The organism is Streptomyces sp. NPDC004134 (assembly GCF_042874195.1).
Lineage (GTDB): Bacteria > Actinomycetota > Actinomycetes > Streptomycetales > Streptomycetaceae > Streptomyces.
In genome coordinates this window covers 1-13,865 of record NZ_JBIAMS010000007.1, presented here as the reverse complement: position 1 = coordinate 13,865, position 13,865 = coordinate 1, and the positions used below count along the sequence as shown (strand labels likewise).

13 protein-coding genes and 1 rRNA gene are annotated in these 13,865 nt (G+C 72.7%); 9 read left to right on the top strand and 5 right to left on the bottom strand.

The features are described 5' to 3' along the window. The first annotated feature begins 21 nt into the window (after positions 1 to 21). Positions 22 to 1,584 carry an FAD-binding oxidoreductase gene (locus ACFYVJ_RS11815; protein ID WP_388889384.1) on the top strand — a complete coding sequence of 521 codons (1,563 nt, stop codon included), beginning with the start codon at positions 22 to 24 and terminating at the stop codon, positions 1,582 to 1,584. Positions 1,585 to 1,783: 199 nt separating this feature from the next. Here the strand turns inward: ACFYVJ_RS11815 and ACFYVJ_RS11810 are convergent, their stop codons facing one another. From ACFYVJ_RS11810 to ACFYVJ_RS11800, 3 genes are all read right to left on the bottom strand, one after another. Next, entirely contained in the window at positions 1,784 to 2,527 is a 744-nt protein-coding gene (locus tag ACFYVJ_RS11810; protein ID WP_388889381.1) for a phosphatase PAP2 family protein, read from the bottom strand. Positions 2,528 to 2,721: 194 nt separating this feature from the next. After that, complete coding sequence (locus ACFYVJ_RS11805) at positions 2,722 to 3,708, bottom strand: NlpC/P60 family protein (protein ID WP_388889378.1); 987 nt, start codon at positions 3,706 to 3,708, stop codon at positions 2,722 to 2,724. A 47-nt stretch (positions 3,709 to 3,755) separates the two neighbouring features. Continuing rightward, positions 3,756 to 4,904: a serine hydrolase domain-containing protein gene (locus tag ACFYVJ_RS11800; protein ID WP_388889375.1), complete on the bottom strand. Its 1,149-nt coding sequence runs from the start codon at positions 4,902 to 4,904 to the stop codon at positions 3,756 to 3,758. Positions 4,905 to 5,124: 220 nt separating this feature from the next. Here ACFYVJ_RS11800 and ACFYVJ_RS11795 point away from each other — a divergent pair, with 220 nt between their 5' ends. Continuing rightward, positions 5,125 to 5,832 (top strand): SDR family oxidoreductase, encoded by a 708-nt coding sequence (locus ACFYVJ_RS11795; RefSeq protein ID WP_388889372.1) that lies wholly within the window; start codon positions 5,125 to 5,127, stop codon positions 5,830 to 5,832. 76 nt (positions 5,833 to 5,908) lie between these two features. Here the strand turns inward: ACFYVJ_RS11795 and ACFYVJ_RS11790 are convergent, their stop codons facing one another. After that, positions 5,909 to 6,091, bottom strand: coding sequence for a hypothetical protein (locus tag ACFYVJ_RS11790; RefSeq protein WP_388889370.1), 183 nt, complete (start codon positions 6,089 to 6,091; stop codon positions 5,909 to 5,911). Between the two features lie 344 nt (positions 6,092 to 6,435). On the opposite strand from ACFYVJ_RS11790, the gene ACFYVJ_RS11785 reads away from it, so the two are divergent. The 7 genes from ACFYVJ_RS11785 to ACFYVJ_RS11755 all read left to right on the top strand — a co-directional run bounded on the left by ACFYVJ_RS11785 (position 6,436) and on the right by ACFYVJ_RS11755 (position 13,715). After that, on the top strand, positions 6,436 to 6,744 hold the full coding sequence (locus tag ACFYVJ_RS11785; protein ID WP_018840935.1) for a hypothetical protein: 309 nt from the start codon (positions 6,436 to 6,438) through the stop codon (positions 6,742 to 6,744). Positions 6,745 to 6,955: 211 nt separating this feature from the next. Further along, positions 6,956 to 7,789: a hypothetical protein gene (locus tag ACFYVJ_RS11780; RefSeq protein ID WP_388889367.1), complete on the top strand. Its 834-nt coding sequence runs from the start codon at positions 6,956 to 6,958 to the stop codon at positions 7,787 to 7,789. Continuing rightward, positions 7,779 to 9,092 carry a hypothetical protein gene (locus ACFYVJ_RS11775; protein ID WP_388889365.1) on the top strand — a complete coding sequence of 438 codons (1,314 nt, stop codon included), beginning with the start codon at positions 7,779 to 7,781 and terminating at the stop codon, positions 9,090 to 9,092. The genes ACFYVJ_RS11780 and ACFYVJ_RS11775 overlap by 11 nt, the downstream gene beginning before the upstream one ends. A 6-nt stretch (positions 9,093 to 9,098) precedes the next feature. Further along, the gene (locus tag ACFYVJ_RS11770; RefSeq protein ID WP_388889362.1) at positions 9,099 to 10,634 is read left to right on the top strand and encodes an SCO6880 family protein; all 1,536 of its coding nucleotides are present in this window, start codon (positions 9,099 to 9,101) and stop codon (positions 10,632 to 10,634) included. Between the two features lie 5 nt (positions 10,635 to 10,639). Next, positions 10,640 to 10,798, top strand: a complete 159-nt coding sequence (locus ACFYVJ_RS11765; RefSeq protein ID WP_388889360.1) for a hypothetical protein — start codon at positions 10,640 to 10,642, stop codon at positions 10,796 to 10,798. Positions 10,799 to 10,804: 6 nt separating this feature from the next. Continuing rightward, entirely contained in the window at positions 10,805 to 12,178 is a 1,374-nt protein-coding gene (locus ACFYVJ_RS11760) for an ATP-binding protein (protein ID WP_388889357.1), read from the top strand. A 1-nt stretch (position 12,179) separates the two neighbouring features. Beyond that, positions 12,180 to 13,715, top strand: a complete 1,536-nt coding sequence (locus ACFYVJ_RS11755) for a type VI secretion protein (protein ID WP_388889355.1) — start codon at positions 12,180 to 12,182, stop codon at positions 13,713 to 13,715. 57 nt (positions 13,716 to 13,772) lie between these two features. On the opposite strand, the gene rrf is transcribed toward ACFYVJ_RS11755, so the two are convergent. Further along, positions 13,773 to 13,865, bottom strand: a 5S ribosomal RNA gene (rrf, locus tag ACFYVJ_RS11750); the annotation flags it as partial.

The following is a 13,865-nucleotide window of genomic DNA, read 5'->3' as shown; positions in this document are numbered from 1 at the left end:
AGGATGCGCTGTGCTGTCCCGATGGACAGGCGCACAGTGCTCCGTACCGCCCTCGCCACCGCCGCAGGCATGGGCGCCGCCGGCGTCGCCGGCTGCTCGGGCGACGACGACGGCGGAAAGCCCGACCCCAAGCCCGGCGGCTCCGGTTCCGGCGGCGGCGCGGCCACCGGACCGCCGGACTGGCCCGCGCTCGCGGAGTCGCTCGCCGGCCGCCTCGTCCTCCCCGGGCACGACGACTACCGCGTCGCCGCCCAGCAGTACAACACCCGCTTCGACGACCTGCGTCCCGCCGCCGTCGCGTACGTCGACCACGCCGACGACGCCGCCGAGTGCCTGCGCTTCGCCCGCGCCGCCGGCGTCCCCGTCGCCGTCCGCAGCGGCGGCCACTCCTACGCCGGCTTCTCCAGCGGCAACGGCCGCCTCGTCGTCGACGTCTCCGCCCTCTCCGGGATCGACGCCGACTCCGACACCGCCACCGTCGGCGCCGGGGCGCGCACCATCGACGTCTACGAAGTCCTCGCCGCCCGGGGCCGGACCATACCCGCCGGCTCCTGCGCGACGGTCGGCATGGCCGGCCTCACCCTCGGCGGCGGCCACGGGGTCGTCTCGCGCGCGTACGGGCTCACCTGCGACCACCTCCGCGGCGCCACCGTCGTGACCGCCGACGGCAAGACCTTCGAGTGCTCGGCGGACGAGAACGAGGACCTGTTCTGGGCGCTGCGCGGCGCCGGCGGCGGCAACTTCGGGATCGTCACCGAGCTGCGCTACGACACCCGCGAAGCCTCGGACGTCGTCGCCGCGAACATGGTGTGGCCCTGGTCGAAGGCCGAGGCGCTGCTCACCACCTGGCAGCAGTGGGGCCCGGACCAGCCCGACGAGCTGTGGTCCGCCGTCCACTTCGGCAACACCCGAGGCGGCGAGCCGACGATCTCCGTGGCCGCGATGTCGCTGGGCACCGAGGACGACATGCACACCGCCGTCGACTTCCTCGCCGACCAGGCCGGCGGCCCCGGGCCCGCCGAGGACGTCTCCATCGGCCCGCAGTCGTACATCCACGCCATGCGCTCGTACGCGGGCTGCGCCCAGGCCGACCGCGAGCAGTGCCGGCTCCAGGGCGGCGTCCCCGGCCGCAACGCGCGCGGCATCCTGCAGCGCGACACGTTCGCGGCGCGCTCCGACTTCTACGACGAGCCGCTGGGCGCCGGCGGCATCGGCACGCTGCTGGACCGGGCGGAGAAGGCGTCGCGGTCGGCGGACGCGCTGTTCATCCTCACCGCGCTGGGCGGGGCGGTGAACCGGGTGCCGGTGGCGGAGACGGCGTTCGTGCACCGCGAGTCGCGGGTGCTGGCGCAGTACATCTCGTCGTGGGACGAGGGCGAGGACGGCGGTCCCGGCGAGCGGTGGCTGGCGGACACGCACGCGGCGATGCGGGAGCACGCCTCGGGGGCGGCGTACCAGAACTACACGGATCCGGAGCTGCGGAAGTGGCGGGGCGCGTACTACGGTCCGGCGGCGGAGCGGCTGGCGAAGGTGAAGGAGCGGTACGACCCGGAGCGGCTGTTCGACTTCGACCAGGCGGTGTAGGCGCCCGGGGTGTCGGGCACCGGGGCGGTCCGGGCACCGGACGGTGCGGGCGTCGGGCGAGCCCGGGTGTCACGCGGTGTAGCGTCCGGGCGCGGAGAAATTCGGGGGGCGCATTGGCGCGCGTACCCGGCGCGGAGCGCTTCCGTACGCTCCGGGCCCCGGCCTCCCCCACCCGCCGGTCGGCCCGCTCCCGTACCCGCTACGCCGCCAACTCGTCGCCGTCCCGGCCGCCTCCGCCGCGCTCCAGCGACTCCGTCCGCGGCGTGGGGACCGCGCCGGGGCCCGTCGCCGGCTCCCGGTCCGGGTCGGCGTCCGCCGCCTCCGGGTCGCCGACGAGCCACGCGGGCGCCCGTCTGACCAGCGGCATCAACCCGGCCGTCGCCGCGGGCGCGAGCAGCAGCGCCACCGACGTGCCGAGCGCGATGCCGCCGACGACGTCCGAGGGGTAGTGCACGCCCAGGTAGACCCGGCTCAGCGCCTCCAGCAGCGCCAGCGCCAGCGCGGCGAGCCCGTACCGCCTGCTCGCCATGAAGATGCCGACCGCCAGTGCCATGGCCACCGACGTGTGGTCGCTGACGAACGAGTACCCGGTCGTGCCGGGCAGCAGGACCTCCAGGCCCTCGTGCTCCCGGAACGGCCGCGGGCGCTCCACGATCGCGCGGATCGGCATGTTCGCGAGCAGGGCGAGCGCCGCCGCCAGCGGGCCCCAGAGCAGCGCGGTCACGACCGGCACCGCTCCCGTACGCCCGCGCGCGCGCCACCAGCACACGACCAGCAGCACGCCGAGCAGCCCGATCAGCCCGTACTCGCCGAGGAACGCCGCCCCGCGGTCGAACCAGGGCGGCGTGGAGTCCGCAACGCCGTTGATGTCGAACAGCACGGAAACGTCGGCGTTCGACCCGCTCGGGGGTGCCCCCGCCAGGTGCAGCGAACGCATGTCCACTCGGCTCCTCTCCCCACCCGTTTCCCGCTGATCGGCGAATGCCGTCTTCCCTATTGCAACGGTGCCGCTCGCCCTTTGCAACGGCGCCACGACGGTCTGCGTTCCGTCTGCGACCGAAAGATCACCGGGAGGTTATCGAAGAGTGACCCTCCGTGCGGCCCGTACGGCGACCACGCGGGGCGGCCCGTCGCACGTCAGCGCTTCGGCAGCGCCTCGGCGCCGGCCTCCGTGACCCGGGTCGCGCCGAAGTAGTCGGGCGAGTCGATCGGATCGAAGCGGATCACGGCGCCGGTGTAAGGGGCGTCGATCATGTAGCCGCCCCCTACATACAGGCCGACGTGGTGGATGGAGCGCGAGTCGTTCATGTCGTACGCGAAGAACACCAGGTCCCCGGGCAGCAGTTCGTCCCTGCCGGGGTGCGGCCCCGCGTTCCACTGGTCGTTCGCCACCCGCGGCAGCTCGATGTCCACCGAGGCGTACGCCGCCTTCGTCAGCCCCGAGCAGTCGAACCGGCCGCCCTCCTCCGGCGTGCCGTCACCGCCCCACAGATAGGGCGTGCCGAGCTTGTCCTGCGCGTAGTGGATGGCGCCCGCGGCCTGCTTCGACGGCGACAGGCGGGAGGTGGGGGCGGCGAAGCTCTCCTCCAGGGCCTGGATGATCTGCACGTAGTTCTGCGTCTCGCGGTACGGGGGCACGCCGTTGTACTTGATGACGGCGTACGGTCCCGCGTTGTACGCGGCGAGCATGTTCTCGGTCGGGTCGCCGGGCACGTCCTCGACGTAGCCCGCGAGCTTGCAGTCGTACGTGGCCGCCGACGGGATGGCGTCCTCGGGGTCGTTGATGTTGCGCTCGCCGTCGCCGTTGGCGTCGATGCCGTGGGTGGCCCAGGTGCCGGGCATGAACTGCGCGATGCCGCGCGCGTCCGCGGGGCTGACGGCGTTGGGGTCCCAGCCGCTCTCCTGGTACAACTGCGCGGCGAGCAGGGCGGGGTTGAGGGCCGGGCAGAGGTTGCCCCACTCCTGCACCAGCGACTGGTACGTGGCGGGCACGGCGCCCTTCGCCAGGCCGACGCCGCGTCCGGCGAGACCGGACGCGGCGGTGTACGTGCCGACGACGAGCAGGGCCAGGAACGACAGGAGCATCCCCGACCCCAGCGCCACGAACAGCCAGAGCTTGCGCACCCCTCAACCATCCCTCATCGGACCCCGGCTGTCTGCCCGTTCCCTGCTCAACGTCCCTTGCCCGTACGGCCCTTCGCGCACAGCGCCGCGTCGGCCGCCCCCTGGAGGCCCGCCAGCCGGTCGCCCTCGGCGGCCCACGTGGTCGTGTAGACGGTGACCGTCCCGCGCCCCCGGCCGGCCCGCCCGCCGGCGACGGAGTCGCCCGGCAGGTCGCCGCCGTGGCCCCAGTACACGCCGCCGCAGCTCAGCGGGAAGGACGCGACGCCGTAGCCGTACCTGCTGCCCTCGGGGTAGGTGTCCTGGCCGCCGACGTCGGTGGTGTCGTGGGTCATCGCCCGCAGCGCCCAGCCGGGCAGCAGCCTGCCGCCGAAGAGGGCGTCCCAGAAGGCGTTCTGGTCCTTCGGCGTGGTCACGAGGCCGCCGGAGGCGCCGAACTCGTAGCCGGGCAGCTCGGTCACGTCGGTGACGCCGGCGTCGGGGTCGGTCGGATCGACGCCGTAGTTGCGGGCGTGCGGGCCGCGTAGCGTCAGCTCGCCCTTCGCGGGCCAGTACGTGTCCTCCAGGTGCAGGGGCTCGATGAGGGTGCGCTCGATGTACGTGCGGTAGTCCTCGCCGGTGACATGATTTATCAACAGGCCGAGCGCGAGGTGGTTCGTGTTGGAGTAGCCCCAGCGGGCGCCCGGTTCGAAGTCGGCGGGGTGGCCGAGGGCGAGCGCGAGGTACTCCTCGTCGGTCGCGGCGCTGCTCCAGTCGACGAACCGCAGGTACTCCGGCAGCCCGCTGGTCTGCTTGAGCAGGTGCCGCACGGTGACGCCGGTGCCGGCGAGCTGCGGCACGTACCGCGCGGCCGGCGCGTCCAGCCGCACCTCGCCCGCGGCGACCAGCCGCATCACGGCCGTGGCGGTGAACGCCTTGGTGTTGCTGGCCATCCGGTAGCGGCCCTCGGCGCCGACCATGGGCCGCCCGGTGGCGGTGTCGGCGACGCCGGCGGTACGGGTCGTGCGGCCGTCGTACGCGAGGGCGCCGGGGACGCCGTCGCGCTCGACGAGGGCGTCGAGGCGGCGCTGTACGGGGTCGGGGGCGCCCCCGGCGCCGTGGGCGGCGGCGACGGGCGCGGCGGCACCGGCGACGACGGCGGCGAGGAGGGCGGCGGCCCCGGCGCGGCGGGCGGCGGTGCGGGTGCGGGTGCGGTTCACGGCGGTCTCCCTGGGTCGTGGTGTGGCGGGCTCCACCCTCGTCCGCATACGCCCTGTGATCACTGGTGCCGACCGCCGGACCCCAGGTGGCGCCAGCACCACCGCCGCCCGTGCCGTACGGCCACCTCCGCCCGGCCTCACCAGGGGTGTTGACATAGAGAACACTCCAAGTGGTGCACTCGCCGCGTCCGACCAGAACGGCACCCGGAGGCCCGTACCCATGACCCACGACTCGCCCGTCACCCTCGTCACCGGCGGCGGCAGCGGCATCGGCGCCGCCGCGGCCCGCCAGCTCCTCGCCCGCGGCGGCCGCGTCGCCGTCACCGGCCGCGGCGCCGAGCGGCTGCGCCGGTTCGCCAAGGACGCCGGCGACCCGCCGGAGCTGCTGACGCTGCCGGGCGACGCCTCCGACCACGAGGCGGTGGCCGAGGCGGTGCAGGCCACGCTCGCGGCGTTCGGCCGGCTCGACGCGGTCGTCGCCAACGCCGGCTTCGCCAGCCACGACGACCTCGGCACCGGCGACCCGGCCGGCTGGCGCGACATGGTGCTCACCAACGTCCTGGGCCCCGCCCTGCTCATCCGCAGCTCGCTGGAGGCGCTGCGCGAGACCCGCGGCCGGATCGTCATCGTCGGCAGCGTCGCGGGCTTCGTCCACACCCCGGGCAACATCTACGGCATCACCAAGTGGGCGATGACGGGGCTGGCCGAGAACACCCGCCGCATGGTCACCGGCGACGGCATCGGCGTCACGCTCGTCGCCCCCGGCCGCACCGACACGCTCTTCTGGGACGGCATGGGCGGGGCGCCGGAGGGGATGGAGATGATGACGTCCGACCAGGTCGCCGAGTCGATCGTCTGGGCGCTGAACCAGCCGGAGGGCGTCGACGTCAACACGGTCGTCATGCGCCCCATCGGCCAGCCCGTGTAAAGCACTTGGACGCGCCGCCCGCGCGCCCCCGCGTACGACCCGCCCGCCGCCGCACCCCGGCGGCGGGCGCGCCGCGTCAGACCACGGCCGGCACGGGCGATCCGCCCTCCGCACCCTCGCCCGCGGAAACCACGCCGGCCACCTCCACCACCTCCGACGCCGGCGACGTCAACACCCCCGGCCCGGCGCCCTGCTGCAAGGACGCGCCAACGCCGCTGACCGCGCCGACGAGCACCACGGCCCCCGAGACGACCGTCATCCCTTCGAACACATCCGCCGCCTTCCCTGGGGCCTGTTTGAGTCAATTCCACCAACGAGGCCCGCCCGGCACCCGTCACCGCGGCCCCCACTCTTCACATACTCCGATTCGGCGCAGGTCGGACAAGCCGATCGCCTCCCCGACCCCGCAGGCACGCAGCGTTGCCAATAGTCACCTAACGTGATACACACAGGAAAGTCGGCGGAGAGCGCCGAACACCCTTGTGAAATCCCCGCGGTTGACGCCAAATCGACTCTCACGAGGGCATCATCAGGGAGGATGGACAATGACTCCTGCCGTCCACCCCGGACGGCAACACAGCGCATGGGGCGGTGAGTTACGACATGTTCCTGGCAGCCGACAAGGGCGACATCAACACCATCATCGGCGGTATCGCCCCTGACTGGGGCCCCTTCGGAAGCCTGGGCCAAGAAGCGCGCGTGATGATCGAAGTGGTCATGGCGGTCGCGATCCTGCTGTGCCTGGGCATCGCGATCTGGGGCGCGGCCAAGCAGCGCATCGGCGCGACCGCGCTGCGCGACACGTTCAGCGCGGAGCAGGGCAAGGGGCTGATCGTGGCCGGTCTGACGGGAGTGTTCATCATCGGCTCCCTCGGCACCGTGTTCACGATCGTGTACGGAATGGCGGTGTAGGCCGGGCCGTGACTTCTGGGCCAGGCGTACGGCGAACGGCGGTGCGGCACACGGCGACGGGACGTCGCCCGAGCCCGCGACCCGGGAGGCGACCACCCCCCGGCCGCGGCCCGGGGACCCCCGTAAGACGTCAGACGGCGCACCGCTACCTTCTTGTGCCTACGGCACGCCGGTGCAACGCGGCACCGGCGCACGGAGGGGGGGACCCGGCATGAGCCACGACGACGACTACGTCGACTACGCCACCCCCGAACCCGGCACCCGCACCCGCTTCGCCGAAGGCGACAACGACGCCCGCTACGGCACCCGCCGCGGCGGCCGCGTCTCGCCCTCCCGCGCGATGGTCACGGTCGTGGGCGTCGTGGTCCTCCTCATCGCCGCGATCGCCTTCGCGAACCGCGGCGGCAACACCGAGGACGACCCCGAGTCCCCCGCCAACCCCGACACCAAGGCCCAACCCACCTCCCCCACAGGCGACACCCCGGTAAATACCCCCGCCAACGGCATCCCCACAGGCTTCCCCCAATCCGCAGAGGGCGCCCAGTCGGCAGCGGCGAACTACACCGTGCCGCTGGCCGGCGCCGGGATGTTCGACGAAGAAGAGCGCGCCGACATCGTCCGCTCGCTCTACGTCCCCGGAGTCGCCGAGGCCCGTCTCTCCGCTCTCGACGAGGTCTACGACGACCCGGCGTTCCTCCAGCGCATCGGCCTGGAGGAGGACGGGACGGCACCCACCGGGACGACGTTCGTCTCCCGGATCAACCCGGTCGGCGCCAGCGTGAAGGCGTACACCGACGACACCGCGAAGATCGCCGTCTGGTACTCGGCGCTCTTCGGCCTCGCCGGCGAGGACTCCGAGAACCCCGTCACCGAGAGCTGGTACACCACGACGTACGAGCTCCAGTGGGCCGACGGCGACTGGAAGGTGTCCGACTACACGCAGAAGGACGGCCCGGTGCCCGTCGGGCGCGACCAGACCGCCTCCTCCGCCGAGGACATGGCCAAGGCCATCGAGGAGTTCGGAGGGTTCACCTATGCCCGCTGACCGCCGCCGCGCCCTCCGCCTGGGCGCACTCCTCGGGGGCGCGCAGTTCGTCGCCGTCCTCGCCGCCGGCCGCGCCGCCGCCCAGGACGGCGACTCCTGCGACCTCATCCGCGGCCCCGCCCGCGACTACTGCGAAGGCGAAGGCGACCGCCAGGGCTCCGCCCCCGACGCGCCCAGCGATCCGACCGAATCCGTCGATCCGCTGTCCTCGTTGGCGAAGGGGTGTGCCGAAGCCGCCGCCTGGACCATCGACAAGCTCTCCGACGCCGTCAACTCCACCACCACCGTCGACTTCACCAACGCCACCTTCCTGCGCCAGTACGCCGTCGTCTTCGCCGCCTCCACCATCCTCACCCTCACCCTCTGGCTCCTGGCCGTCGCCAAGCGCGCCATCCGCGGCGTCCCCCTCGGCGAAGCCCTCGGCGAGGCCATCGGCTTCCTCTGGCTCACCGTCCTCGCCTCCGCCTTCACCCCCCTCGTCCTCTACACCCTGGTCACCGCCACCGACTCCGTCACGGAAGCCATCGCTTCCGGTACGTCGTCCAACACCGACACCTTCTTCGGCGGCTTCTCGGAAGCGCTCAAGAAGGGCGAGGACATCGGCGGCGGCCCGATCATGCTCATCGTCGTCTCCCTCGTCTCCGTGCTCGCCGCAGGCGTGCTCTGGCTGGAGCTCGTCATCCGCGCCGCGCTCCTCTACGTCGGCGCCCTCCTCGGCACCGCCGTCTACGCCGGGCTCGTCGACAAGAACATGTGGCACCACGTCCGCCGCTGGGCCGGGATCATGATCGCCGTGATCCTCGTCAAGCCGGTCATCGTCATCGTCCTGGGCCTCGCCGGCGCCCTCTCCGCCGAGGAAGGACCCGACGCCTTCTCCGCCGTCGTCTCCGGCCTCGCCATCATCCTGCTCGCCATCTTCGCCAGCGCGATGATCTACCGCTTCGTGCCCGGCTTCGGCGACGAGATCATGACCGCCAAGCAGGGCCGCCGCGCCACCTCCGCCAACCCGGCCTCCGCCGTCATGGCCACCCCCGCCGCCCTCGTCACCGCCGGCATGAAGACCCACGGCTCCCGCACCTCGTCGTCGGGACCCGCCGGCGGCGCCACCGGCGAGTCCCGCTCCGCGGCCAAGCCCGCCAACCCCGTCGCCGGTGGCGTCTCCGCCCACAGCAGCCGCCCGCAGCAGTCCGCCCCGCCCAAGCCGAGCACCGCCAACCACAGCACCGGCGGCTCCGGTCCCGGCTCGCAGGGCGGCCGCAGCGTGCCCCCGCAGTCCCCCCAGCAGCCCGGAAACAGGAGGTGACCTGCGGTGACCACGCACGACACACCACCGATCACCCCCCGTCGCACGTACCTCATCGGCAAGGCCCGCCCCAACGCCATCGTCGGCCGCAACCGCGAGACCGGCGAGATCGGCATGATCATCGGCGGCGCCTTCCTCGGGATGATGTGCGGCCTCCTCGTCCCCGTGCTGACGCTGCGCATCGTGCTGCTGATGGGCTTCCCGCTGCTCGCCCTCGCCGCCGTCTACGTCCCGTACCGCGGGCGCACCTTCTACCGCTGGTTCGAGATCAGCCGCAGCCACCGCCGCCTCCTGCGCAGCGGCGCCGCCGTCTACCGCTCCGGCGCCCAGGAAGCCGGCACCCGCCTCAGCGGCGAGGAGGTCGCCGTCGGCACCCCGCCCGGCATCGGCCGTATCAACTGGATGGTCGCCCCCTTCGGCCCCGACGAGATCGCCGTCCTGCTGCACGCGGACCGCCGCACCGTCACCGCCGTCATAGAGATCGAGGGCCCGGGCGTCGGCCTGCGCGACAGCGAGGACCAGGAAGCCCTCGTCGACCGCTTCGGCACGCTGCTCAAGCACGCCGCCAACGGCGACGGCTTCGTACGCCGTCTGCAGATGCTCGCCCGTACGCTCCCCGCCGACCCCGACGCGCACGCCAAGGACGTCTCGCAGCGCGGCGACCCGCGCGCGCCGCAGTGGATAAAGGGCTCGTACGACCAGCTCCAGTCGATGGTGTCCACCTCCTCCGAGCAGCACCGCGCGTACCTCGTCGCCTGCATGCCCTACACCCGCGACCTCGGCCAGGAGGCCACGGTCATGGGCCGCGCGACCAAGCAGAGCCGCGACGAGTGCATCGCCGTCATCATGGCCCGCGAGCTGGGCGACATCTGCGCCCGTCTCGCCGAGGCCGACATCCGGGTACGGCAGCCGCTCGGCATCGCGCGGCTCTCGGCCCTCGTGCACTCCATGTACGACCCGGACCACCCCATCGACCACATCCAGGCCATGACCCAGCGCAACGCCTGGCCGGCCGAACTGGACGCCGTAGACCCGCAGTACCTGCGCGCCAAGACCCGCGAGTCGGCGACCCGCGACCCCTGGTGCCACTCCACGGCGTGGGTGAAGGAATGGCCGATGACCCCGGTCGGCGTCAACTTCCTCGCCCCGCTCCTCGTCCACACCCCGGACGTCATCCGCACGGTCGCCGTATGCATGGACCTGGAGCCCACAGAAGTGGCCATCGAGCGGATGCTGACGGAGAAGACGAACGACGACGCCGAGGCGTCCAGGCAGGCGAAGATGAACCGCGTCGTCGACCCCCGGGACATCGCCCACCACGAGCGCATCGACCAGCGCGGCGAGGACCTCGCCTCCGGCGCCGCCGGCGTCAACATCGTCGGCTACCTCACGGTCTCCGCCCGCTCCCCCGAGGCTCTCGCCCGCGACAAGCGCACGATCCGCGCCTCGGCGGGGAAGTCATACCTGAAACTGGAATGGTGCGACAGAGAGCACCACCGCGCCTTCGTGAACACCCTGCCTTTCGCGACCGGGATCAGGTGACCCCCATGGCCCAGCGGTTGATGCTCCCCCACGACAGGGAACGCGCGGCGCACCGCGCCCCCTCGCCCCACGCCCCGGTCCACGCCCGGAAGGGCACCCCGTACGAGCGCGGGCACCGCCGCGCGCTCGTCAACACCCCGCCCTCCGCGACCGGGATCAGGTGACCCCCCATGGCCGACCTCCTCGATCTGGCGACGCGTGCCTTCGCGGGCTTCGTCTTCGGCAAGACGGAGACCCAGCGGCTGCCCGTGCGCACCTCCTCCGCGCAGGCACAGGCCGTCTATCTGCCCACCGCCGCGCCCGGCCTGGGCGACTCCGGCGTCATCATCGGCCGCGAGGTCTACAGCGGCAAGGGCTACATCTACGACCCTTTCCAGCTCTACGGCCAGCAGCTCCCCGCGCCGCACTGGCTGGTGCTCGGCGAGTCGGGTAACGGCAAGTCCGCGCTGGAGAAGACCTACGTCCTGCGCCAACTGCGCTTCCGCGACCGCCAGGTCGTCGTGCTCGACGCCCAGGGCGAGGACGGCGTCGGCGAGTGGGCGCTGATCGCGCAGGAGCTCGGCATCACCCCGATCCGCCTCGACCCCCTGGCGGCCCTCGACAGCGGCATCCGCCTCAACCCGCTCGACCCGGCGATCACCACCACCGGCCAGCTCGCCCTGCTCCGTACGATCATCGAAGTCGCCACCGGCAGCGGCCTGGACGAGCGCTCCGGCTTCGCCCTCAAGGTCGCCCACGGTCACGTCACCGGGACCGTCACCGACCGCCAGCCGGTGCTCACCGACATCGTCGAGCAGCTCCGCCACCCGGCGCCGACCGCCGCCGAGGCCATGAACGTCGACGTCGAGGACGTCCGCAACTGGGGCCTGGACGTCGCCCTCGTCCTCGACCGCCTGGTCGACGGCGACCTGCGCGGCATGTTCGACGGCCCGACGACCGTCGGCATCGACCTCGACTCGCCGCTCATCATCTTCGACCTCTCCCACATCGACCGGAACTCGATCGCCATGCCGATCCTCATGGCCATCGTCGGCGTGTGGCTGGAGCACACCTGGATCCGCCCCGACCGCAAGAAGCGCATCTTCCTGGTCGAAGAGGCATGGCACATCATCAACTCCCCCTTCGTCGCCCAGCTCTTCCAGCGGCTGCTGAAGTTCGGCCGCCGGCTCGGCCTCTCCTTCGTCGCCGTCGTGCACCACTTGTCGGACGTCGTGGACGGAGCCGCGGCGCGGGAGGCGGCGGCGATCCTGAAGATGGCGTCGACACGTACGATCTACGCGCAGAAAGCCGACGAGGCCCGCGCGACGGGAAAAGTCCTCGGACTGCCGCGCTGGGCCGTCGAGATCATCCCGACCCTGACGCCCGGCATCGCCGTCTGGGACGTCAACGGCAACGTGCAGGTGGTCAAGCACCTGGTGACCGAGGCCGAACGGCCGCTGGTCTTCACCGACCGGGCGATGACGGAGTCCGCCCCGGTACCGGCCCTGGAGGCGGCGGACGACACCGGCCCGGTGGTGATGGCGAAGGAATCGACGGTGGCCTGAGATGGCGCAGGGTCGCGGTGGACGTAACCGGGGCGGCGGGCAGCAGGACGGCCCGGAGCGGGGCATCCCCGACGCCCTGCTCCTCGGCATTCTGGCGTTCCTGCTCGGCCTGACCATTCTGGCGTGGACGGCGACGGGTCTGTCCGGGCTGCTGGCGCACGGCGCGTGGCCGGACGGCGTCACCTTCACACGCACGCCGCTGGCGATGCGCGAGCTGGTCTCCGAGCCGCACGACCTGCCGGCCGCCTGGCCGGACACGCCGCGGGAGTCCCTGTCGGGGTGGGGGCTGTTCTGGGGCGTGTTCATCAGCCAGTTGATGGTGCTCGGCACGTTCACGCTCGTGGGGATGACGACGATGGCGAGCTGGCGGGCCCGGCGGGCGGCGGCACGCAAGGCGGCCGCGGGAGACGAGGCGCTGGCAGGCGGCCTGGAGGGCCGGTACGAGGAGCAGGACCGGTACGAGGACACGCAGCCCCCGGCACAGCCCACGCCCCAGCGCAGAGCGCCCGTACGACCCACGCAGGAGCCACGCCCGCAGCCCGCGCAGTCCCTCCCCACCGTCCCGCGGCAGGGCCGAGCCCGGCCCCCGGCCGGACTGCCGCCGACGCACGCCGGCCCGCTGGTGTTCCGCAAGGGCAGCCCGACGGCGATGGCGGTCACCCGGGAGACGCTGCTGGGAGCAGAGGGGCCGGCGCTCGTCATCACCTCGGACGCCACCCTGTGGGCGGACACCAAGGACGCCCGCGGCAAGCTCGGCCCCGTCCTCGTCTACGACCCGGGCCAGCTCTGCGACACCCCGGACCGACTCCGCTGGTCCCCGGCCGCCGGCTGCACGGAACGCGGCACGGCGTCCGGGCGAGCGGCAGCTCTCCTACGCCCGGTACGGCCCCAGCACCGTACGGACACCACGGTGGCGGACACCGCGGAGACGATGCTGGCGTGCTGGCTGCACGCCGCCGCCGTAGCGGACCGCCCCTTCGCCCAGGTCCACCGCTGGGCCCAGGGCACGGGCGCCCACGAACCGGTGGGCATCCTGCGCTCGGCGCCGGAAGCGGCGTCGGGCGCGGCCGGCGAGCTGGAGTCGGCGCTGACCGGGCATCCGGAGCGGCGGGACGCGGCGGCGGAGCTCGTGGCGACGGCGCTGGAGGGCATGTCATCGATCCACATGCGCAACGCTTCCAAACCGACCCGAGCAGATTCGCTCGTATTGGAGTCATTCATCGACGAAGGGGGAACGCTCTATCTGGTGGGTGAAGCCATCGAGGGTCCCCGGTCCCGCCCGGGTGCGATGCCACTGCTCACCGCCCTCGCCACAGACGTGGTCGAGCACGGCCGCCGCATGGCCGCAGGGTCATCCACCGGCCGGCTCGACCCACCACTCACCCTTGTCCTCGACGACGTAGCCGCAGTCGCCCCCCTCGCCCAGCTCCCCGCCCTCCTCACCGAAGGCGACCGCGAGGGACTGCCCACGCTGGCCACGATGCGCTCGCCGGAGCAGGCGCGCAGCCGCTGGCCGGGGCTGTCGCTGGGGGTGTGAGGGGTGCGGAAATGACTCAACCCCCGGACGGTGTCCGGGGGTTGAGTACTGAAGTTTGTTCGGCGGTGACCTACTCTCCCACACGGTCCCCCATGCAGTACCATCGGCGCGGACGGGCTTAGCTTCCGGGTTCGGAATGAGACCGGGCGT

Coding starts and splice junctions, on each gene's coding strand:
- ACFYVJ_RS11760 (WP_388889357.1), top strand. CDS start 10,805: ATGGCCGACCTCCTCGATCTGGCGACGCGTGCCTTCGCGGGCTTCGTC.
- ACFYVJ_RS11755 (WP_388889355.1), top strand. CDS start 12,180: ATGGCGCAGGGTCGCGGTGGACGTAACCGGGGCGGCGGGCAGCAGGAC.
- ACFYVJ_RS11795 (WP_388889372.1), top strand. CDS start 5,125: ATGACCCACGACTCGCCCGTCACCCTCGTCACCGGCGGCGGCAGCGGC.
- ACFYVJ_RS11775 (WP_388889365.1), top strand. CDS start 7,779: ATGCCCGCTGACCGCCGCCGCGCCCTCCGCCTGGGCGCACTCCTCGGG.
- ACFYVJ_RS11785 (WP_018840935.1), top strand. CDS start 6,436: ATGTTCCTGGCAGCCGACAAGGGCGACATCAACACCATCATCGGCGGT.
- ACFYVJ_RS11790 (WP_388889370.1), bottom strand. CDS start 6,091: ATGACGGTCGTCTCGGGGGCCGTGGTGCTCGTCGGCGCGGTCAGCGGC.
- ACFYVJ_RS11815 (WP_388889384.1), top strand. CDS start 22: ATGGACAGGCGCACAGTGCTCCGTACCGCCCTCGCCACCGCCGCAGGC.
- ACFYVJ_RS11780 (WP_388889367.1), top strand. CDS start 6,956: ATGAGCCACGACGACGACTACGTCGACTACGCCACCCCCGAACCCGGC.
- ACFYVJ_RS11765 (WP_388889360.1), top strand. CDS start 10,640: ATGGCCCAGCGGTTGATGCTCCCCCACGACAGGGAACGCGCGGCGCAC.